Origin of the sequence: Bradyrhizobium sp. in8p8, from assembly GCF_000426845.1 — a bacterium.
Classification (GTDB): domain Bacteria; phylum Pseudomonadota; class Alphaproteobacteria; order Rhizobiales; family Xanthobacteraceae; genus Bradyrhizobium; species Bradyrhizobium japonicum_C.
Genome location: NZ_AUGD01000033.1, coordinates 1 through 20,337 on the forward strand (window position 1 = coordinate 1; position 20,337 = coordinate 20,337).

A 20,337-nucleotide genomic window follows, 5' to 3' on the forward strand; every position below is an offset into this window, starting at 1 on the left:
TGCGACGAGCATGGGCGCATCCTTGGCGCCGTGCAGGCTTTCGCCGGAGAACAGGCCTAAGGACGACGGTCGGCCCGACGATCGCCGCCGCAGTCTCCTCAAGAAACGGCGGCTCCTCCAGGAACGCCGCCGCGACCTTCGCAACGGCGGCGCTTTGCTCGATCGTTCGCGCGACCTGCTCGGTTGCCTGGCGCGACGCCGGATTGCGCTTCGAGCCGTGCCCCTGGAGGGCGATCGTGCAGGCCTCCGGCACGAAACATGAAGTTCCTGCGGGAATGGCCGTTCGACCTCTATGCGGGATTGCTGCTGCGCGCCGGCCTCTTCGTGAGCGCTTCTACTGCCGCTATCTGTGCCTGCTCGGGGCGGCGCTCGCGATTCCGGCCCGCATGCGGATGTTCGAATGGCTCAAGCGCTACCGCGAATGCGGCGCCGAATGTCACGTCAGCGCGCGTCGCTGCACGGCGAAGGCGATCCATCCGCTTGGGCAGATCATTTCGACCAAGACATCTGCCGCACTTGAGAAGCGCGCTTCGCGCCGCCAACCGTTGCCGCAGCCTGCTCCGACCCTGCCGTCATGAGGAGGTCGTCATGAGGACTGACACCTCGCCTGATCATCCGGCCCGCCACCGCGCCATCACCATTGGCGAGCGCCACGGTCGTCGCGTTTGCAGGACCGGCGCGTCCCTCGCCGATCGAATTCGAATGGTGCGGCATGGCAATGGAGGCGGACGCCAGCATTCCCTTCAACGGCGGCGACGCGCAGCCGCACGACAATCCGCCGCGATCGTCGAAGCCGAGGTCGAGCGCATTGAAGGCGCGCTGCGCCTGTTCCGCGCTGAATCGGAGCTGCGCCGGCTCAATCGCGACGGAACCCTGCCCGAGCCGAGCGCCGATCTACAGCGCGCCGTCACCCTGCGCTTCGCACCGCCGACCTCACGCAGGGACTTCGATTCGTCGGTGCAGGCGCTGTGGGAGGCACATGTCGACTGGTTCGCGGATGGCACGCGCACCACGCTGCCGCCGGGCGCGATGATTGCGCGGACGCGAGAGGAGTGGACTGGCGGAAGATCCAGCTTGCGCCGGAGGCGATCTCGCTCAGCAAGGGCCGGCCCCTGGCGCTCAACGGCCTCGGCCAGGGCTACGTCACCGATCGCGCCGCGGAGCTTCTGGCGAGACAAGGCTCTGCACGCGTCCTCGTCGACCTCGGCGAGCAGCGGGCGATCGCGCTGCGCGAGGGGGGTCGCCGTGGAGCTGGTGTCGCGCGACAATGCGGAGCCGTTGCGACTTGCCCTTGGTGCACTGGCGGCGTCGGAAGGTTCGGCGAAGAACAAAGTTGGCCCCCGCGCTCAACGGCCTAGACGGCCGCAAGTCGGGCTCGGTCGCGGGGCTGCAGCTATTCGGATGCGAACAAGAACTCGGGCATCACCTGGGACGAGTCCAACTTCCTCGACTACATCAAGGAACCCAAGGCCAAGGTACCCAACACCAAGATGGCGTTCGCCGGCATCAAGAACGAGGCGGAAGCCAAGAATCTCTGGGCCTACCTCAAGCAATGCGACTCGCCGCGGCGATTGCGATTGCGATCAGACCCGCTTCATTTCGTCCCGGCGCAAAATGGTTTGTTCGGGCGTCAGGGATTCATCTCGGACTGAACCACTTGCGGCACGGCCGGCTCCGGACACGGCATCCTGGGCTTCAGGGGGCAGCGCGCGCTAATTCTGTCGCAAGCCACCAGCTTGCAGAGCTGCGCCATATCGCGCACTACGACCCTCGAGGCGCGCACGTCGACGCCCACCGTGCGCAGCTTGGCGAAAACGCGAGAAAGCGATTCCGGCTTCAAGCCAAGTCTGCCGGCGATCAGCGACTTCTCGTACGGAAGCGTGATCGTGCACGGCCCGCGGGTGCGGTCGGCCAGCGAAGCCAGGAACTCCGCCACGCGCTGCGTCGCGCTCTGGGCCACCAGTTGCTCGATCTGCTGCACCATGCGGTGCAGATGCTGCGAGGTCGATGCGATCATCGCGATCGCGATGTCGGGCGTATCGCGGATGCAGTTGATGACGTGATCCGCAGGGATCAGCATGACGCGAGCCGGCGTCACGGCGCTCGCGGTAGCGGGATAACAGCCGGACGTGAAGGTGACGGCCTCGGCAAAACTCTCACCCTTGGTCAGGACGTTGAGAACCGCTTCGTCGCCGGCCGGCGTGACACGATAGATTTTGATCCAGCCGTCGATAATGACGAAGAAGGCGTGCGCCGGCTCGCCCTGGCGGAACAGCGCGTGACCGGGACGAAGATTGAAGACGCTGGCCCCCGCCAGAAGAACGGAGAGCGCCTGCAGCTTCAGTCCGCTGAACGCCGGTATGTCGCCGGCGACCTGAAAATCAACCGGAGTAGGCGCTGTCATGGTTTCTCCTGCTGCCCGATTTTCTTGCTGACTTTCGATGATCTCTAGCTGCATGTCATGATGTGGATCAATTTGCACCATGAGGGCGAGGACCGTCCTCACACAGCGCGATCAAAGACCAAGACGCGATCGGACGTAAGTCTTCCCATTCCTCTGCATCATCAACCCATTCCAGTCCGGGCTATTTGTGTAGGCACAAATTCGGGAAGCTTTTGGCGGGCGTTCGACTGCAGGTCCGCCGGCTCAGGCGGAGAAACCGAGTCCCGCACGCGGAAGCCCCGGTCGCGAGATGCCGCACCGCCCCCCCCTCGAGAGGGTCAGGCCACGAAGCTCGAATCACACGATCCGGAAAATAGCCTGATAGCCAAACGTCCAAGCGTCGGCATGCAGAAATGGGGGCGACCGGCGCCGTGGGTTGCCCTGACGCGTGTCGGCGGCGACTTACAAAAGCTGACCGAATGGCAAGCCATCCGGGCCGCGAGACCAAACGCCGGCACCTACTTAACGCGCTACTCCGACTGGCGGCGAAGGGAGGCATTGGCTTGGCACGCAGCGGCACGACCGGCGATCCGCCCGAACACAGTGGAGATGGTGATGCCGAGGCCGGCAAGGTTGCCCTCACGAAGCACATTGGCGGCCATGATCGCGCCGGCGGCGAAAAGGCGACTCGAAGCGGTGCCGTCGGCCCGCAGTATCCGGGTGTCAGGGGCGATGGCAACGCCAAAATGGGTGAAGGTAACCCCTGGTCGCAGTGGGTAACAGAAAAACGGCGGTCTGCTCAATGGGTTCGCGCAACACGACTTCGGTGGCAGCAGTCCGATGGTGGCTCGCTCCACTGGCTCCGTGTCGGCCGATGCGACGAGGGCTGCGTTGAAGCGATTGACGGTACTGTTGAGAACTGCAGAATCGAGTTGCAGCTTGTTGGAAGGTCACCGACGTCATCAGCTTGAATCGGACGAAATACCGAAGGAGCTGTCTTCATGTACCCGTCAAGATCCAGGATCAGATAGGCGATCTGGTCGGGACAGCGGCTGATACGTACTCCCCATTTTGAGAAATGCATCTTGCCGATGTCCTCGCCCTCATCCGCGATTCGCAGACCATTTCGATCGACAACTATGCCGTGTGGAATTGCAGTTACGCGGGTCACGACGCCACCGTCGAACTTGGGGCCTCGCGCATCGAAGGGAACCATGTGGCAATGCGACGGCTCTCCTATGGAGCGCATGCCACACGCGAGCAAACGAACGAGCAGGTCACCCAACGCGTAAGGCGTGCCTCGGATCACGAGACCGTTCGCAGCATCCCCAAGCTCCTCTCGAAGCCATTCGATATTGGCCGGATTGCCACCAGCACATATAGCGATGGTCTTCGATGCTACGTGGCGGACTACGCCTCCCCGACTAACGAAGGACACGCAATACTCGGTTTGGCTCAGATCTAGTTCAATCACGGGGCTGCCGTGCCAGACTGTCGCGCCAAGCCGGATTGCGGCAGCGTAGAGCGCGTTCATCATGGCCTTTCCCCCGCCGAGAAGGAAGGCGGTCCGATTTGAGACATTCTGGCAGCGGTGATCTCTACGCTCGAGATGGATTCCATTCTCGACAAGCCAATCGGTAGTCTCCGCAGATTCGCGGACCAGGATTTCGGTCAGCTCCCGGTCAGCCGTTCCGCGCGTCACGTGCAAGATATCGCCTATGAACGCCTCTTCACCGTACTTTCCGGGCACGAACGTAGTCGGCTGCTGATGCGCAATCCGGAAATTGCGCGCATGACGAGCGTTCTCGCCCCGCAGAATTGAAGGCGCTGCCTCGATCACGTGAACCGACGCGCCGCATTGACGTGCAGCGATGGCGGCACATAGAGCCGCGCTGCCGCCGCCGACGACTAGGACGTCGACGCAGCTGCGAAGCGCCGGAGCATAAGTTGTTAGCTCGCCGCTCGCGTGCGCTTCGAGCTCGGCTTGAAGTGCCCGTCGGTCCAAGCCAGTTAATGACAGGGGAGACTTTGTTGGACTTCTCACTGGATCGTCCTTCGCAAGTCATTCCGTGCGACCATTCTGGCGACGAGGGCGCTATGAGCTCCAGACGAGGCCGGCAATGGTGAATATAGCTGTCCGGGCTCCACAGCGGGGTGCACGACAGGGAAGTCGTTCAGGAGATTCCTCGCTCCAAAGCAGGCAAGTAGGGTAAGCGCACTTGCTCGCGTACGTCCTCACATGCCGGTATGGTCTCGACCGCCGTCGATGCCGGTTGTTTAGGCCGCAAGTTGGCCAAGGCAGGAAGAGACTGGTCTGCTTCGCAGAGGCGCCTTCGGGCTCGCCCTGCCCACTGGGCTAAAGTGAAGCCTCGATTGGCGAGGCAACACTTAGGGGTGCCCAGTCTGCATCTCTTGCAGCAAGCACGCAATCAGCACAAAAAGGAGCCGTCGCTCGAGATCGGGCTTGCGTCTACGCCACCCGAGTTTGTGTAACTGTCGCATTGCGTTCTCCCTTGCCGGTCTGGAGCCCATTAAGTTGCCACCAGTAAGAACGTCGTCGTTGTTCTGGCACAAAGAGCGTGTCTGCCCCTTGCCGGTCTTCGAATAGCAGCCAGCGGCAGCTTGGGCGAAGATGACATCCAGACGTTCGGCCGTGCACTCCAGGCAGACTTCCCGGGACGCTACCGCTCGACAAATCGGTCCGTGGCGGAGAGCGTATTGCCGGCCTCGTCCCGAACGGTGAACACGACGTCCTTCTGCTCGGCGCCCGCCGCCGTCAAGGTGACGCGTAAGGACTCCGAGGCGTCGGCGGCGACCTCGATCGGAGCGATACCATCACTGCCCACGATGGAGAGCCTTGCATCGATGCCGCTGACGGAGAGCGTGTAGCGATGAGGGCTCGCTGACTTGTTGAGCAGCTTCACGGTGTAGGCATTGCGCAACGACCCGTCGGATAGCCGGACAGCTACGGGATCACGATCGTGCTGGACCGACAACGTCAAGGTGGTCCTCATCGCGAACCCGACCCCGATCGTTCCCGCCAACGCAAGGCAGGCCGCCGTCAAGCCGACGGTCTTCGGCCGCAGAAGACGGTTGCGAGGGGACTCGTTGCTGCGGCCCCGCTCGATGTTAGCCCAGCTTTCGTAATCGATCAGGCCTCTTGGGCGTCCGAGCTTCGCCATTACGCCGTCGCAGGCATCGACGCACAGGCCGCAATTGATGCATGCGAAGTTCGGCCCCTCCCGGATGTCGATCCCGATCGGACAGACAGCGACGCACTGGCCGCAGTCCACGCAATCTCCCGCCGTCTCACCCCGCAGGCGCAACTCGGCGGCCTTCTTCGCGGAGGTCCGCTGCTCACCGCGATAGTCCCGATAGTTGACGGTGTAGGCCTCCGGATCCCAGATCGCACCCTGCAGGCGCGGCCAAGGACACATGAAGGTGCAGACCTGCTCGCGCGCGAAACCCGCAAGCCCGTACGTCGTGCCCGTGAACACCGCGATCCAGGTAAGGGCGTTGGCGGAAAAGTTGCCGGCAGCCAAGTCGCGCAGCAGGTCCGGCGCGTCGGTGAAGTAGAAAATCAGCGTGCCACCCGTTGCCAGGGAGATCAGAAGCCACGCCGTGTGCTTCGCCGCGGACTGGACGGCCCGCTTCGGCGTGAGGGGTGCTCCGAAGTTCTTGAGACGCTGGCGCCTGCCGCCCTCGATCACGCGCTCGACGAGCAGGAATAGATCGGTCCAGACCGTCTGGGGGCATGCGAACCCGCACCAGAGGCGCCCCGCAAGCGCATTTGTAAGAATCAAGACGGTCGACGCGAGCACCAGGAGGCCGGTGACCAGATAGAGATCCTGAGGCCATATCTCGACGAAAAACGCGTAGAGGCGCCCGTTGGCGAAATCGAGCAGCACCGCCTGGTCCGGTGCGTTCGGTCCGCGATCCCAGCGAACGAACGGGGTGACGTAGTAGATCGATAGGGTCAGCAGCAGGATGGCCCATTTGATCCTTCGGATCGGACCTCGGACGGCCTGCGGGACGACCGGCAGTCCGGCTGCCGCCGCGGCCTTGGCACGCGTTTTCGCGTGGTTGATCTCGATGGTGATGGCCATGGGAAGCGTCAGTTCACCGCGGCGAAGCCGAGCGAGGCCCGGACCGCTTGTTCGAGGAGGTCGGGAGTCCAAGGCGGCTCGAAGGTCATCGCCACGTCGACGGAAACGACCCTGGAACGGTCGACGCCGCCGTACGCGCTCCTTCCTTCAGGAAGGACGTCGCTGGACACCCCGGCGTCGTCGCCGTCATCGTGATGCGGACCGCCCCATCCGCGACCGCGATATCGTAGACCAAACCGAGATCGACAATGTTCTCGCCCAGTTCAGGATCGATCACGACGCGCAGCGCGTCGCGGATGTCCTCGGCCAACTGGCCCATCATGATGGCGCCCTCACGGTCAACTCGTAGGTGGCGCCGTCAGGGTGAAATCCACCGAGCCAGCGAAAGCCGCGTTTTTCGAGCTGAGGGAACAGGAAGACCGGCTCCCGTCGAAGAAGGGATGACAGCGTCTCGCCGGGCCCCAGCTTTTCCGCCGCTGCGAGGATCCGGACCATGGGCTCGGGCGGATCCAGGTCGCGGTTGTCGAGTTCCACGACAGGCTCGGGCCAAGGGGCGAAGGGGGAATTGTTTGCGGCAACCGATGTGGTCTCCGCCTTGGCTCCGGCAGGCGTGAACAGCACCTCCCATTCGCCGCCTTCGAGTTCGCTCGTCGAATGAGCGAAGCCCTTGTCGGCCATGACGGCGAACAAAGGCACCGGCTTGAACGGCGCGTGCAGGCGGAGGCCCTGCCCCTGCCGGAGTCGACCGACCGCGGCCATAATGACCGAGAACGGCTCGCCACCGCCGCGCAGGATCGGGCGGACATCGACATCCAGGTATTCGGTCATGGCGATCTCCTTCTCAATTCGTCGCGCAGATGAAGCCTGACATTCCGTCGTATCTCAGGAGCTCATCATCGGCGATGCAGCCGGCGACTGGCGCTCGCGTGGGCACTGCGCCTAAAACGTCTTCGCGCCCTCCGATCGAACGCGAGCCACGGTATCCCGAGGTCGAGCGAGGTCGTTGCGCCATCGCAAAGAATCGCCGGACCTTGGGGGAACGGGCCTCGCGCCCCCCGGGCAAGGACCCGGTTCAGGCGCCGATCGACCAGCGAAACGATCGGAAGGCGCCAAGTTCACGGAGATCGGAGGAAGACCCGCGTCTGAGTGGTGGAGGTGTTCCGCGTGTTTTGAGCTGCCTCAAGGCAGCTCAATAAAGATTTCATAGATTAGCCAACGTAGCCCCGAGCGGCGCCGCCATGACGTCACTGAGGTTATGACCCCGGACTCCTAGGCACTCCGGGGTCGCCCCTTCCTTCAGGAGGCTGGGATGAAGACGTTGACCGAGGCAGAGGCCGCATTGAAAGAGATGGAGCGGGGCATCAATGCGATCAGGTCCCGCGAGCTTCGCGAGTTGGTCCACGAAGCCGTTGAGGAGTACCGAGAAATCATTAAGATGCTGCGCAGGCTCTACAATTGACGCTACCTCAGTTGGCAATTCATCAATTACCAATATTTCCGGCTTATCATGAGAGAATGCCGGACAAGGAAAAGAGCCTGGAACAGATACTGGACGAAATACACAGGAAGGAAGCGGCAGAACGCGCGCGGCCGACCTGTGACTCGAAACAGCCCAAAAACAAGTGAGGACGCCTAAGTGGGCGGCCTTTTCATTCTCAGCCCCCGTACTTCCGCTGCTGGCTCCTTCTCGGAAGTCCGATAACGTCCGCTTTCGCGCCGCTGTTAGGATATGCGAACATAGGATGCACCTGCTCCTAACGGCAAGTTTTATGAGTACGCACCCAAGTGCTTGTGGAGAGGCTCAAATGGGAGCATCGCACCCGACCATAGAGGCTGAAGTCGTTAGCGATCCCTCCATCATGAGCGGGGATCCGTCGTTCGCGGTATCTGCGTGCCTGCCGAAACCATTCTCGCGTACCTCCGCGGTGGCCAAAGCGCCGAAGACGTTTTCGAGGATTATCCAAGCCTACCTGTAACGGCATCGACGCTGTCGTTCGCTGGGCGCGGCGACGTATAGTGCGGACTGGATGTCCAACCCACCGCCGGCAGAGCGTTGAAGGATCGTTTCTCCATCGATGGGTGTCTGAAACGACGATCTGGTCGGGGACATCCATGTCGACGGCAGCGTCCACATCAGAGAATGGTCTTCGGAAGACCACGACATCGGTGACATCGGAATCCGAAATGGCCTTAGACCGGAATTCGACGATGCAGTGGCTGGTTGGGTTCGGAGAGAAGGCTGCTCTGGAGATTGTTGAGTCGAAGAGGAGGTTTCTCGCGAGATGGGTTGCCTCCAGGCCGCGTCTTTCGGGGCTTGGATTTCATGCACAGGATCTCTTGAACTCGTCTGGATCGGCAATGTCCGCTCGGGCAGGAAGTCGTCGGCGCTATGATCGTTCAATCGTCGTCTGATGGTTTCCGCTCCGCAATCACATCGTCGTAAGCGGGCATGGCTTGGCGAAAAGCAGATGGGGTGCTACGGCGCCTGCAGGCAGACGCAGCGACAAGATCCTGCGCGAGCTTGCGATCCCACGAGTCCGAGAGGATTTGATCGATGTCAAAGCTTCGAGCGTCCATGCAAGACGGATCCTATTCTACAACATTCGCGGCAAGAGGCGATCGGATGAATGTCACTTCAATCGATTTGCGCAGTGCGCCTGTGAGCACCGTCATGACGACCGAGGCCACTAGTCAACAGCGCCTTGAACATCTCGAATCAGACACAAGTACTAGTTCGATCTTGATTTGGCAGCATACGTCTGTCTTTGCTGAGCGACAAGGATCGTGCTTCGAACCTTAGTTGCCGATCCGAGGTAGGAAGCCGCAGAAAAGTCGATGTTGGGCTAGGAGTTCTAGGGAGACGGAAAAAATGCTCACGGTTCACTCGCTGATCCCGATGATGTGAGTATCGAGCTCCGCCGAACGAGCCGTTTCGCAGCCGTCGGGAAAGCCAGATTGATGGAGTTCGCAGCCCTCGCTGATTTTGGACTCTCGGCAGCTCCGCTTTGGAAGGCAATGCGAAGCAATAGCTTACAAGCGCAGCGGCCGAGCTTGGCCGACTTTGTTTCCAGCCAGTTGGCTGCGCTGCAACAAGTCCCGACTGAAAGCAACTTTCGGATGCAGTTCGTTTGTGCTGAGCTTAGCGCACTATCCCGCTAACAATTAGCCTAGTGGAAGCAGTCTGATGCGCTTCAAATCGAGCGCGGCAGCGCGACAACCTACCGCGGCGCTCCCTTCCGCGGCAGCAACAGCATCGGCCCATACAGCAAGGCAAACAGCAGGTAGGCGGCGATCCAGGCCGCGCCAGCGAGGCTGAGGGTCGCGAACGTGGTCTCCGGCGAAAGGGCCGCGACAATGCGCGCGAGCGCCGCGCTCACAATCAGCAGATAGATCGCGACCGTCCCGGCCGACGCGGTGAGAGGGCGGCCGGTGTGACCGCGGGTCGCCCGCGTCATCACCCCCAGTGTCATCAGTCCGATGCCGCCGACCGTCCAGGCGTGGATCGCAGCAGTCGCCGCTGCCCGGTCGCCTGTCCAATGCGCGAATCCAGCGAGCAGGAAGCCGAGAGGGATGAAGGCATAGCCCGCATGGAGCACAGTGACGAGCGGCTCGGCCAGTGCGCGCTGCGGATACCAGCGCGCCTGCCGGAAGAGGTGGAGCACGCCGGCAACTAGCAACAGCCCGGCCAGAACTGGATCGGCCACGGGCAGCAGCGGTGCGCCGGCCCAGCCGAGCAGCGCGAAGAAGCCGACGATCGCCGCGACGGCGTCGATCCGGCCGAACGGCGCCGGCAGCGGCCCGGGCTCGCGCGGCCTGAGCCAATTCGTAGTGAACGCCGGCACAATTCGGCCACCGATGATAGCAATCAGCATGACGATGGCGGCTACGGCGAAGCGATCGCCGTAGGTGGAGCGGTCGTACCGCCAGACTTCGTAGTGGACCAGTGCCTGCGCCAGCGCCAGCGCCCCTATCCCGGCGAGCACCTTAAGGTTGCGCCGATTGCGCGCGGCGACGATGTCGCGCCCGATCACAGCGAGCAGCGCCAAAGGAAACGCAAGGCTGAGCGCGGCGACAACGCCAGGCGACGACAGGCTCGACAGCGCTATCGCCGCCCGCCCGGTCAGCCACAACGTGAACAGTGCGATCAGCGGCAAGCCGCTCGACGGCCGTCGCCCGGTCCAGCTAGGCACCGCGGTGAGCAGAAATCCCGCCACGATGGCCGGCACGTATCCGAACAGCAATTCGTGGCTGTGCCAGGCGACCGGCGGAAACGCGCTCGGCAGGGCGACAAAGCCGAGATACCACGGCACCCACAGCGCCACCATCGCAGCCGCGTGCAGCGCGCCGAACAGGAAGAACGGCCGAAATCCGCCAGTGAACAAAGAGGACATCGCCCAGCCGCGCGGCTTCACCAGCATCGGCATGTCGAGAATCCTTTCACATTGCTATGAGCCGATCGACGCCGGGTCCGACAGCAGCGGCCAATAGGCTTTCAGCCAGATCAGGAACGCCGATGCCCAGATCAACGAGGCAAGGCCGTGCGCCGGACCGGGCGGCGTGAGCCAGCCGAGATCCGGCGCGAGCCGCAGCATCAACCCGATCAGCAGAACGGCCATGGCCGTCTTCGCGAGGCGGCCCAACGGCAGCGTCCGGTCGGCATGCATCAGCCCGGCGATGCTGAACACCGCCATCACTCCAAGTCCGAGCCCGCCCATGGTGATGACGTGCAGCCCTGTGGCTTCGGGAAACGGCAGCCCGAGCCGGGCAGCGCCGATCAGCATCAGCCCAGCCCCGGCCAATATGCTCGAGCCTGCCGGCGACAGGATCTCCGCCCGCAACATCTCCCGACCGACGAACGCCTCGCTGGCCCGATCCATGAACGCCGCGCCGGCAGCGACCCACAGGAAGCCGGAGACTGCCGGCGAGAGCGCGCTGAGTTCACCCGCGATTGCGACGGCGGCGAGGCCCGGCCCGAGATTAAGCCGTCCCGGATGTGGCCGGTACGGCGAGTTCTGTTCGCTCGGGTCGAGTACGAGATTTGTGACCGGCACGGTGATGCGCGCCAGCGCCAGCCCAAGAATGCCGCACCACAGCAAAGTGCCGACGCGCGTCATCGTCTGCGCCAGCGCCGCGTCCGAGGTCCAGAATGCGTAGCGAATGATAAGGGCCGCCGTCAGCAGCGCCGCGATCCAGCCAGCGAACGCCAGGAGCCGCGTTGTTCGTCTGTAACAGGACACTGCCAGCAGATGAACCAGCAGCGCGGTCAGCCAGGCGGCATCGAGCAGCGCGGCGACCGGCGTCAGCGCGTCGGCGCCCAGCAGGCCGGCGATCCGCGCCCCGCCCCAAAGGCCAGCGAGCACGAACAGCCTGGTGTGGCGGACCGGGCGTGTGTCGGTCCACTCGGGAACCGCGGTGGTTATGAAACCGAGCAGCGCTGCGCCAAAGCCGCCGATCAGCATTTCCTGCGCATGCCACAGTCCGGCCGGCATCGCCCGCGCCAGAGGCAGGTCGCCGCCGTGGACCGTTGTCCACAGCACCGGCCACAGCGCCAGATGCAGCGCCGCCAACGGAAAGAATAGTCGAAACCCTTCATCGCCCAGTACGCGATGCAGCGACATCGGATAGTTTCTCATGACCCTCGTCTCGACCGGCTCATGCCTCTCTCCGTTCGTCGACGTCGTTGATGTGACAGAACAGCGGATCGTCGTGCAGGAAGCTCTGCACCTCGTCGAATATGTCCCGATCCTGGCGCATTCCCGGGACGCCGGGCAAGGTCCGCTCGCCCGCAACGCCGCGGCCGTTGAGATCAAGCACCGCGATTCGGTGCGCAATCCGCACCGCCTCGATCAGATCGTGGGTGATGAACAGCGCCGCGAACGCCTGCATCGTAGCGGCCTCGATCACGAGATCCTGCATGCGGCGCTTGAGCGCCTGATCGAGAGCGGTGAACGGTTCGTCGAAGAATACGAAATCCGGCTCGACAACGAGTGCCCGGGCGATCGCCGCGCGCTGACGCATGCCGCCCGACAACGCGACCGGAAACTTGCCGAGATCGTCTGCCGCGAGCGCCACTCGCGCCGCGGCGGCCCGTGCTCGCCCCCGGCGTTCGCCATACGGGACGCCGACAAGCTTCAACGGGTAGGCGATATTGTCCACCGCGGTCGCCCACGGCATCAGCCGCGGCTCCTGGAACACCATGCCCTGGCGCGCATAGGACCGAACCGTGCGCCCGCGCATCGGCTCGATGATCCCAGCCGCAATCTGGACCAGCGTGCTCTTGCCGCATCCGGACGCCCCGACTAGCGCAACCACCTCGCCCGGCGCCACGGCAAGCTCGACATTGTCGAGCACGGTGCGTCCGAGATAGGCGTGGCCGATGCCGGCGAGCGTCAACGCGGTCATCGCTTTACTCCCCAAGGTCGCGCCGCTTCGCGCCAGCGCTCAAACGCCGAGCGGATCGGATGCAACACGCAGTATTCTACGGCGATCAGCGCCGCGACCACGATCATGATCCAGGCCAGGGCCGCCGCCACGTCGAGATTTGATCTGGCGCGCGCCAACGCCCCGCCGACGCCGCCGGTATTAGCAAGCAGTTCGGCCATGACCGCGACCTTGAACGCTGTGCCGAGCGATATGGTGGTCGCGGGGAATACTTGGGCGGCGACCTGGCGCAGTCCGATCGTCGTTACCCGCCGCCAGACGCCGGCGCCAAACGCCTTGGCCATGTCGTCGAGGCTGCGGTCGCGGCCGGCGACGCCTTCGGCCGCGCCGGCGAACATCAGCGGAAACGCCGCGATCACGATGGTCAACAGCACGGTGCCGTCGGTCGGACCGAACCAGATCATCGCCAGCACGATCCAGGCGATCGGCGGCACGCCGAGAATCACCGTGATGAGGGGGCGCGCCAGCCGCATCGTCGCCGCCGAATACCCGGCAATCAGCCCGGCTGTCAGCCCGGCGAGCGTCGCCATCGCAAACCCCTGCAGCGCGCGTCGCACGGTGTCGAGGGCGATCGTCCAGTTCGACGGCGCGGTCAGGATCGTAGCTGCAGCGGCCAGCGTCGCCAGCGGCGCGGGCAGGATGAAGTCGCCATACGCTTCGTGGCCGGTCTGCCAAAGTGCGGCCAGCATGGCCAGCGCGGCGAGCCCGGCCCAGGCGCCCCACAGGAAGCGGACCGCGGCGAGCAAGCGATCGGCGATGTAACGCGCTGCGGTCACAGATAGAAGCCGCCATCGGGTAGCCGCCCCCCGATCATCGCCATGTCAGCGCCGGCCGCCTTGGTGAACATCCGCTCAAGATCGGCCCGCGCCTCGCGCGCGCTCACCGCGACCAGCTTGGAATGCGGAATCGACTGCTGGATGATCGGCAGCGGCAGCTCCAAATGCGCGGCGGAATGGCCAGCGGCCACCGCAGGGGCAGCGTTGACTTCGGCAGTGGCTGTTACCAGCGCCTGCTGCAGCCGCGGTAGCAGGCTCTCGTTCGCGGCGCGGAACGTGTCGAGTACAGCGAGTCCCGCCTGCGGCAAGATCGGCGGCCCGCCTACCGCCCGCGCCCATTCGACCTGGATATCCATCGCCCGATGGACCGGGCGGTTGGCGAGCTTGCCACGGAAGATCGCCGCGGTGGCCGCCGGCTCAGGCACGAACGCGGCGTCGATTCGACCCGCAAGCAGCAACTGAATGGCCTCGAGGGGCGTGCCGGTGGTGCTGACCTGGATATCCTTGCCATCATCGAGGCCGTGATGGCGCAGCAGAATGTTCGCCAGGAACTCCGGCGTGTCATTGCGGAACGGCACCGCCAGCCGCTTGCCCGCGAGCGCGGGAAACGTTGTCAGGGAAGGATCGGCGGCAATCAGGAACAGCAGGCCGTGAGTCATGACGTTGACCAACCGGATGCCAAAGCCGCGATTGTAGAGGTTCGCCGCCGCCGCCGTCGGCACGATCACCAGCGGCATTGTACCCGAGGTCAGCCCCGCGCGCATCTCGTCAACGTCGCGCCATGCTCGGAACTTGGCCTTGTCGGCAAGAAACGACAGCGACCCGGTGGCGACCGCGTGGGCCAGTATGATCGATGGGCCAGCCGGCGGCCCGGCCAGCGTGGTCTCTCGCAGCGATGCCGCCAATACCGGCTGGCGCAGCAAGGGGTTTGTGGCGAACGCGGAGGCTGCGGCAACGAAGGCGCGACGAGAAACGGGGGCTGTCATCGGTACGCTCCACGTCCGCTCGTCATCATGTCTGGGTGGAGTTGCGACATCATTCGCGCTGGGCTGATTGCATCTGCCGGGTCGGCGTATTGGCCTGCCTGTGGTCGCAGTTGCGGGCCTCCTGTGTTCATTCCGATGAGGCTCGCAGGGGCGTTCAGCTGACGCAGGCCTTGTCGAGCGCCTTCAGCCAAGTGTCGCCGCCGGCGAGGAACCCGGCGCGGGAGACATTGTCGTCTTGGTCGGTGAAGTTCCAGACGAATATCAACCTCTTGGCGACCCACCGGATCATCTCCTGGTCTTCCGCCGCGAATCGAGCAGCGTCGGTCTCTCGCACGTTGTCGAAGCGCTCGTTCCTGGCGGTCGATCGAGCTCTCGCCACTGCCGTTCCACCGATTCAAGAAGTGTTTGACGATCATCGGCTCCGCCGCAGGGGTGGACAGGACCATGGCGACGGGCATCGCCGCTGCACGCGCGTGCTTGCTCATGTCGAACTCGATGTTCACTCTTCTAGAACTTGGCCTTGATGCCGGCGTAGAAGCCTCTGCCGTCGGCAGGCAGGAACGCGGCCTGATCCGACGTCGCCCGGTCGACCACCAGCGCGGTCGCCGCATAGGTCTTGTTGAACAGGTTGGTGATCTCGCCGAACACCCAGAAGGTTTTGTCGATCTTGTATTCGGTGCGCAGGTCGACCACCGCATAGGGATCGGCGTACAGCGTGTTCATGTTGTCGACCGCAACTTTGGTCGGGCTCCAGCGCACCGCGCCCTGAACCATCCAGGCGTCGGTAGCCTGCAACTGCACTTGCGCATAGATCAGATGCGGCACCACGCCGCCAAGCCGGTTGTTGCCGCGCACCGAGTCACGAACGAAGCGGAAGTCCTGATAGGTGTAGGCGAGCCGCCCGGACAGCCGGTCGGTGAACTTCATCCCGGTGCCGAGTTCGACGCCGAAATGCGTGGTGCGGTCGGCATTTACCGCCGCCAGTGGCGCCCCAGTGACGTCACGTAGCGTCAGCAGTTCGTTGCCGACCCACGAATAGTAGGTCACCGCATCCCAGGAGAAGCGATCGGTCCGGCCGCGCCAGCCGCCTTCCGCCGTGTTCGCCGTCTGCGCGCGCAGGTTTGGCGTCGCGAACGCCGCCGCCGCCAGCGCCGGATTGCCCGGTGACGGGCGTCCCGCGCTCGAGTTCGGCGTGCCGTTGAGCGTCGCGATCAGGTCGTCGTGGGTCGGCGGCTCGAAGCTGTGGCTGCCGGCGACGAAGAACGTCTGCACCGCATCCGGCCGATAGCTGATGGCCAGACTCGGGCTCCAGCCCGCGTACCGGCGCGAGTAGCTGGTGTCCTGGGTCGCCACCGAGCCGTTCGGTAGCAAGGCAGTCGGATTGGCCGGGTTGTACGCGATCGTCGGCCGGCGCGCGGAGCCGTAAATGTCGTCGTTGTCGCGGGTCGCGTAGGCGTAAGAAATCGAGGGCGATACCACAAACTGCCTCCAGACCGGGACGTTGGCGCCGGCGTACAGCGACAGGGTCTGGGCGTTCAACAGGTTGGCGCCGAACTGCGCGCTGGTCTGCCCGCTCTGGTTCAACGCGTAGAAGCGATCGGCCGAACCAACGGTGTATTGCGCGGTAGTCTCGAACAACGGCAGCAGCGCCGCAGTGGGATTGTAGGCATAGCGCGCCACACCAGTGAAGTCGCCGCCCTGAGTGGCGCGGACGCCCGATGAAATCGGGAACCGGAACATGTCATCGGTGTAGGTGTAACCTAACGCGAGATCGAACAGATGCGCATCGATCACCGCTGTGGTGCGGTTGCCGACCATGAACTGGCTCGCCTCGCGCCGCGGCTTGTCACGCACGGCGTTGGGGCCGGGATTGATCGCGACGCCTCCGACCACCGTGGGACCGGCGGCGGTCTGCCTGGGGTTGGCGTATAGCGCCGCCCTGTTCAGCGGGCCGGCCACGTCGAAGCCGAGATCGGTATAGCTCATGAAGAACCTGGTCTTAACGTTCTCCGAAAGGGCGACTCCGAGATTGCCGTTGACGCCGACGCGCTCCGACGAATTGTAGTCGCGGAATCCGTCGCGTCGACTGGTCTCGAACTGAAAGAACGCATCGACATCGTCCTTCCTGCCGCCGACCTGCCCGGAGGTGTTGATCTGGCCGAAGCTGCCGCCGCTGACGCCGATCTGGGTGCCCGGCTGACTCGAACCGGTCGGCGACACGAAGTTGATCGCGCCGCTCAAGACCGTCGCGCCGAGGCGATTTGCCATGTAACCGCGATATACCTCGATCGAATCGGCCTGTTGTGGACTGGCGAAGCCGATGATGAAGGAGCCGTCGGCGCGATTGATCGGCAAGCCGTTCTGCAGCACCAGAACGCCGCGCTCTGCTGGATTCTGCTGGGCGGCGCCGCGCATCTGGATCCGCGGTTGGTCGTTGGCGCCAAGGAAGTTCTGCACGATCAATCCGGGAATGCCGCTTAGGCTGTTGGCCAGCGACGGGTTGCCGTGATCCGCGATATCCTGCTGGGTCATCAGGGCCACGCCGCCGGGCAGCATGTCGAACCGCTGGCGGACTACGCCCGCGGGTTGTACCGAAGGCGTCGCTGGCGAAGGCGTAACGGCAGCAGTCGGTACACGCCGAGTCGCCGATCGTTGCTGGCGCACGACGGACCGTTGGGGTTGTCGCGTCTCGACCACGATCGGATCGAGCGTAATGGCCGACCCGGGCGTCGCCGATTGCGCGAAACATGCCTGACTGGCCGACGACAACAGAGCGGCAAGTGCCATCGTCCGCAGCGGTAATTGCCGGCCGATCCACCGGATCGCCTGGATCATGTCATTGTCTTTTATATGCCCGGCCACGTTCATCGCTATCCCCTGTCCGCTCGATCGTCGGGCATGATGCCGGTGTCCCGCGCGTCGATGCAGTCCGACGTTCTTCAAGAAATGGAAGGTCGCCATCGCACGTCGAACCGCGACACGGGAAATCCCACCCCCCGATCCGTACTTAGACGCCGACCTTTCGGATTTGATCTCGATGGCAAGCAGGCTTTCTCGACCGGCAGCGACCATACAAAAGCGTCCGGCCCGACCTTTTGCTTTGGCGCAAACAACTCTCATTCGCAGGACGCGGCCGATTGATCAGCGGGCGACGGGACACATGTCGAAGGCCTTTCAGTACATCAAATGGTCGAATCTAGCAGGCTTCCTCTCAACCGCCGACCGCCCCAAGGCGCTTCGCTTAGCGCTGAAAACCAGCGCTGCCCAGCGCGGGTAGAAGACACGTAGCTGGCGCGGCCACGCGCTCGATCTCGCGCCAAATTTAGAATTTCTCTCACTTGATTTTGCGAGTGCGCCTGCAAATTAGAATCTCTCGCAACAGATGCATCGTTTGCTCCCAGCACAAGCTTCTTCGCGAATGCCGCAAATAGCTTCGCGGCCCGTGCAGAGCGGCCTCGCCCTGCGGCGCTTTAGGACAGGCCGACGCGACGTGCGCGGCGTGAATGCTGAAGAAGAAACCATGAATGCAGGGGCAAGTGAATGATCGGGGCGAAGACGGCAATCGGAACGACGACGCGCGTCGTCGGCGTCGTCGGCGTTGTCGTGCTGGTCGCCATGATGGCGTCCGCGCACACGGCGAAGGCGCAGAGCGCGCAGAAGATCTCGGCACCGTCGTGATCACCGCCAAGACCGGCACCGTTGCCTCTCCACTACGCCCGCCAGCGCCGGTCTCGGCGGACGACTCGGCGTCATTCGCGGCCCCGCAGCGATGAGGGAATGGGATATAACCAGCCTTGTTCCGTCGTAGCATGGCGGATGAGGAGGACCGACGTCCGGGCGTCGTTACTATGAAGTCGCGGACCTCAAAGCCTCGGCGCTCCCCCATGGCGGCGCCAGCGCGCACGATTACGTAGCACGGCCAGGATCAAGTGGAGGTATGCCCATGACGGTGGCTGGTGCGCGATGATCAGGAGCTCGACCCGGGAGGTGGCTTGAAGACGGCGAACTCGCCGCTCGCCGGCAGCCGCTGCTCCAGATAGTAGAAGCGGAGCGGCGCGCTGCCAGTAGCATTGTAGATCAGAAGGGGCAGCACGGGGGCAGAAGACATCAGAAGCGTGATTATGCCGGCGCACATGGCCGAGAGCGTGGAGGTCTGACGCCAAGGCTTCGTGTGATCGCCCTGTCGCCTGCACCGTTCATTGCGCCGGTCAGAGGCTGCGAAGGCCCGGTGCCCTTTGTACGCGACAGCATCGCGCCGATCCATGGCTGGCTGATATCAAGCCCGATTCGACTTCGAACAGTGGGAATCAAGGGCACCATCGCCCAAGTCGCGCACGTGCTGCTCGTCATCCTACCGGTCGTCATGTGGCAAGCGGGATCGGCGTGTCGCGCTGTCGGGTGCAGGCGAGCAGCTTCGGCGGCGCGCCGGGTCCGCTGCCGGATCTTAAGAGATTTCGTCCGCGCGTCCCTCACGGCATCGGAGCCCGTATACTGCTCGCCCTCGTGGTGTTGCACGTAGGTGCCGCGGTCTATCACCTTCTGGTGTTGCGCGACCGGTTGCTCGAACGACTCTCCTGGAGGACGCGTCAATGGGGAAGGCGAGGGAGCATAATCGATCCTTCTTGGACTTGATTGGCAGCTCGAGTGCCACTTTCTTGCCGCCAAGCCCGTCGGCGCGGACCGACGACGGAACCCAGATGAACGTCCCTGTCGCATCCTAACTAAGACGCACAGCTACAGCTTGCCAGCCAGCTTATCCCGTGCCCGACAGGACAGTCATGCTGCGATTGACCACGACCCCATGAGGGCGTGGCGGGCATCACCTGCAAGCGATAGTCCGAAATCCAGGGCATCCGGCTTGCGAAGGGCGATGAGAATGGCATCGGCGTCATAGAAGACCGGACCTTTGATCCATAAGATGAGCGTTCCCGGTTCGCCGCCGAGTTGCCCGAGACGATCAAGACAGAGGCCTGCCGCGCGCTGCGGATGCATGAAGGCTGTCGGGAAACCGAACCGGCGCGCATAGCAGCGCCACAGGTGGATGCCATTGTAGTCGCCCGTCAATCCGCCGAATGCCCAGCGACCGGATCCGGGCGTTTGAAACTTTGCAACCTCGACGGCTGCCGAGAGGTCGGGCAACGCAGGTTGCGGACAGTTGACCTCTGCCGGGCCGAAACGTCCCCTATAGAAATATGTGATCGTACTTTCCCAGTCGCAGCGGTCGCCACTTACCAACCGGGTGTGGAGGTCGACCTCAATGCCCTTTTCGACCTCGCGATGCCCGCCGATGCCGGTTTCGAAATCGTATTCGGAGCCGTGATCAAGCGGGGTGTGCCTGACGAGGCGGTTGCGTGTTTGTAACGCGTTCCAAATCGGCAAGGGAAATGCCGGATGCGTCAGCAAGGCCATCTGCAAACGGAAGCCGAGCACGTGCGGGTAAAGCACACACCGGGCATCTCGGCCGGTCGCCTGATGAAAGCTTGCCTCGTGGCTTCCTCCTATGCGAACCCCGGTCCAGCGCTCGACAAGGAGCGGGAATTTCGGTCGTACCGGAAGGCGGGGAAATCGCAGTAAAGCCCGCGTCATGAAGGCGAGTGCGGACGGCGGCCGCCGATGCTGTTCAATGGTGGCGGGGTTCATGACCG

The 20,337-nt window shown here is 63.7% G+C and carries 17 protein-coding genes and 5 pseudogenes; 6 read left to right on the forward strand and 16 right to left on the reverse strand.

Features of this window, described 5'->3' with window-relative positions; translation table 11 throughout:
- Positions 1 to 253 (reverse strand): CbiX/SirB N-terminal domain-containing protein (locus tag K408_RS43190; RefSeq protein WP_035698878.1); only part of this gene is annotated, 253 nt, incomplete at its 3' end.
- A 5-nt stretch (positions 254 to 258) separates the two neighbouring features.
- On the opposite strand from K408_RS43190, the pseudogene K408_RS39795 reads away from it, so the two are divergent.
- From K408_RS39795 to K408_RS43800, 3 pseudogenes are all read left to right on the forward strand, one after another.
- Positions 259 to 491, forward strand: a pseudogene (locus tag K408_RS39795) (hypothetical protein); the annotation flags it as partial.
- Positions 492 to 968: 477 nt separating this feature from the next.
- Positions 969 to 1,163 (forward strand): annotated as a pseudogene (locus tag K408_RS43795) (hypothetical protein); the annotation flags it as partial.
- An 82-nt stretch (positions 1,164 to 1,245) separates the two neighbouring features.
- Positions 1,246 to 1,577, forward strand: a pseudogene (locus tag K408_RS43800) (c-type cytochrome); the annotation flags it as partial.
- Between the two features lie 53 nt (positions 1,578 to 1,630).
- Here the strand turns inward: K408_RS43800 and K408_RS0135780 are convergent.
- The 6 genes and pseudogenes from K408_RS0135780 to K408_RS0135810 form a co-directional block, all read right to left on the reverse strand.
- Positions 1,631 to 2,404 carry a Crp/Fnr family transcriptional regulator gene (locus K408_RS0135780; protein ID WP_024343341.1) on the reverse strand — a complete coding sequence of 258 codons (774 nt, stop codon included), beginning with the start codon at positions 2,402 to 2,404 and terminating at the stop codon, positions 1,631 to 1,633.
- Between the two features lie 509 nt (positions 2,405 to 2,913).
- The gene (locus K408_RS43805) at positions 2,914 to 3,321 is read right to left on the reverse strand and encodes an FAD-binding protein (protein WP_230646879.1); all 408 of its coding nucleotides are present in this window, start codon (positions 3,319 to 3,321) and stop codon (positions 2,914 to 2,916) included.
- A gap of 221 nt (positions 3,322 to 3,542) precedes the next feature.
- Positions 3,543 to 4,427: pseudogene (locus K408_RS43810) on the reverse strand (FAD-binding protein); the annotation flags it as partial.
- Positions 4,428 to 5,064: 637 nt separating this feature from the next.
- A complete protein-coding gene (gene ccoG / locus K408_RS0135800) occupies positions 5,065 to 6,489 on the reverse strand; it encodes a cytochrome c oxidase accessory protein CcoG (RefSeq protein WP_024343344.1) in 1,425 nt (474 codons plus the stop codon).
- 8 nt (positions 6,490 to 6,497) lie between these two features.
- A pseudogene (locus K408_RS39805) lies at positions 6,498 to 6,811 on the reverse strand (metal-sulfur cluster assembly factor).
- On the reverse strand, positions 6,808 to 7,317 hold the full coding sequence (locus K408_RS0135810; RefSeq protein ID WP_024343345.1) for a DUF2249 domain-containing protein: 510 nt from the start codon (positions 7,315 to 7,317) through the stop codon (positions 6,808 to 6,810). The pseudogene K408_RS39805 and the gene K408_RS0135810 overlap by 4 nt, the downstream one beginning before the upstream one ends.
- Positions 7,318 to 7,798: 481 nt before the next feature.
- Between K408_RS0135810 and K408_RS43050 the strand changes: the two genes are divergently transcribed.
- Together K408_RS43050 and K408_RS44510 are read left to right on the forward strand one after the other, a co-directional pair.
- Entirely contained in the window at positions 7,799 to 7,948 is a 150-nt protein-coding gene (locus K408_RS43050) for a hypothetical protein (RefSeq protein ID WP_196232448.1), read from the forward strand.
- A gap of 426 nt (positions 7,949 to 8,374) precedes the next feature.
- Positions 8,375 to 8,506: a DUF433 domain-containing protein gene (locus tag K408_RS44510; protein WP_080655018.1), complete on the forward strand. Its 132-nt coding sequence runs from the start codon at positions 8,375 to 8,377 to the stop codon at positions 8,504 to 8,506.
- 1,201 nt (positions 8,507 to 9,707) lie between these two features.
- Here K408_RS44510 and K408_RS0135825 read toward each other — a convergent pair.
- The 7 genes from K408_RS0135825 to K408_RS0135855 form a co-directional block, all read right to left on the reverse strand.
- Positions 9,708 to 10,913 carry an NnrS family protein gene (locus tag K408_RS0135825; protein ID WP_024343347.1) on the reverse strand — a complete coding sequence of 402 codons (1,206 nt, stop codon included), beginning with the start codon at positions 10,911 to 10,913 and terminating at the stop codon, positions 9,708 to 9,710.
- Positions 10,914 to 10,934: 21 nt separating this feature from the next.
- On the reverse strand, positions 10,935 to 12,122 hold the full coding sequence (locus K408_RS0135830; RefSeq protein WP_051160788.1) for an NnrS family protein: 1,188 nt from the start codon (positions 12,120 to 12,122) through the stop codon (positions 10,935 to 10,937).
- 19 nt (positions 12,123 to 12,141) lie between these two features.
- Positions 12,142 to 12,891 carry an ABC transporter ATP-binding protein gene (locus K408_RS0135835; protein ID WP_024343349.1) on the reverse strand — a complete coding sequence of 250 codons (750 nt, stop codon included), beginning with the start codon at positions 12,889 to 12,891 and terminating at the stop codon, positions 12,142 to 12,144.
- Entirely contained in the window at positions 12,888 to 13,706 is an 819-nt protein-coding gene (locus tag K408_RS0135840) for an ABC transporter permease (RefSeq protein WP_230646877.1), read from the reverse strand. Before K408_RS0135840 ends, K408_RS0135835 begins: the two co-directional genes overlap by 4 nt.
- Positions 13,703 to 14,692, reverse strand: coding sequence for an ABC transporter substrate-binding protein (locus K408_RS0135845; RefSeq protein WP_024343351.1), 990 nt, complete (start codon positions 14,690 to 14,692; stop codon positions 13,703 to 13,705). Before K408_RS0135845 ends, K408_RS0135840 begins: the two co-directional genes overlap by 4 nt.
- Before the next feature lie 154 nt (positions 14,693 to 14,846).
- Positions 14,847 to 15,071 (reverse strand): hypothetical protein, encoded by a 225-nt coding sequence (locus K408_RS0135850; protein WP_024343352.1) that lies wholly within the window; start codon positions 15,069 to 15,071, stop codon positions 14,847 to 14,849.
- Positions 15,072 to 15,199: 128 nt separating this feature from the next.
- On the reverse strand, positions 15,200 to 17,527 hold the full coding sequence (locus tag K408_RS0135855; protein WP_028146145.1) for a TonB-dependent receptor family protein: 2,328 nt from the start codon (positions 17,525 to 17,527) through the stop codon (positions 15,200 to 15,202).
- A gap of 705 nt (positions 17,528 to 18,232) precedes the next feature.
- Here K408_RS0135855 and K408_RS42500 point away from each other — a divergent pair.
- Positions 18,233 to 18,370: a hypothetical protein gene (locus K408_RS42500; protein WP_155248803.1), complete on the forward strand. Its 138-nt coding sequence runs from the start codon at positions 18,233 to 18,235 to the stop codon at positions 18,368 to 18,370.
- Between the two features lie 289 nt (positions 18,371 to 18,659).
- Here K408_RS42500 and K408_RS42505 read toward each other — a convergent pair whose 3' ends face one another.
- Together K408_RS42505 and K408_RS39815 are read right to left on the reverse strand one after the other, a co-directional pair.
- Entirely contained in the window at positions 18,660 to 18,800 is a 141-nt protein-coding gene (locus K408_RS42505; RefSeq protein WP_155248804.1) for a hypothetical protein, read from the reverse strand.
- Positions 18,801 to 19,468: 668 nt separating this feature from the next.
- Positions 19,469 to 20,332, reverse strand: a complete 864-nt coding sequence (locus K408_RS39815) for a hotdog family protein (RefSeq protein WP_155248805.1) — start codon at positions 20,330 to 20,332, stop codon at positions 19,469 to 19,471.
- Positions 20,333 to 20,337: the final 5 nt, after the last annotated feature.

What these genes read in the sequence shown, in the direction of transcription:
- K408_RS39815 (WP_155248805.1), bottom strand. Translation starts at nt 20,332, where the DNA reads ATGAACCCCGCCACCATTGAACAGCATCGGCGGCCGCCGTCCGCACTC.
- K408_RS42505 (WP_155248804.1), bottom strand. Translation starts at nt 18,800, where the DNA reads ATGTCTTCTGCCCCCGTGCTGCCCCTTCTGATCTACAATGCTACTGGC.
- K408_RS43050 (WP_196232448.1), top strand. Translation starts at nt 7,799, where the DNA reads ATGAAGACGTTGACCGAGGCAGAGGCCGCATTGAAAGAGATGGAGCGG.
- K408_RS42500 (WP_155248803.1), top strand. Translation starts at nt 18,233, where the DNA reads ATGATCGGGGCGAAGACGGCAATCGGAACGACGACGCGCGTCGTCGGC.
- K408_RS0135810 (WP_024343345.1), bottom strand. Translation starts at nt 7,317, where the DNA reads ATGACCGAATACCTGGATGTCGATGTCCGCCCGATCCTGCGCGGCGGT.
- K408_RS0135780 (WP_024343341.1), bottom strand. Translation starts at nt 2,404, where the DNA reads ATGACAGCGCCTACTCCGGTTGATTTTCAGGTCGCCGGCGACATACCG.
- K408_RS0135845 (WP_024343351.1), bottom strand. Translation starts at nt 14,692, where the DNA reads ATGACAGCCCCCGTTTCTCGTCGCGCCTTCGTTGCCGCAGCCTCCGCG.
- ccoG (WP_024343344.1), bottom strand. Translation starts at nt 6,489, where the DNA reads ATGGCCATCACCATCGAGATCAACCACGCGAAAACGCGTGCCAAGGCC.
- K408_RS0135855 (WP_028146145.1), bottom strand. Translation starts at nt 17,527, where the DNA reads ATGATCCAGGCGATCCGGTGGATCGGCCGGCAATTACCGCTGCGGACG.
- K408_RS0135835 (WP_024343349.1), bottom strand. Translation starts at nt 12,891, where the DNA reads ATGACCGCGTTGACGCTCGCCGGCATCGGCCACGCCTATCTCGGACGC.
- K408_RS0135830 (WP_051160788.1), bottom strand. Translation starts at nt 12,122, where the DNA reads ATGAGAAACTATCCGATGTCGCTGCATCGCGTACTGGGCGATGAAGGG.
- K408_RS0135825 (WP_024343347.1), bottom strand. Translation starts at nt 10,913, where the DNA reads ATGCCGATGCTGGTGAAGCCGCGCGGCTGGGCGATGTCCTCTTTGTTC.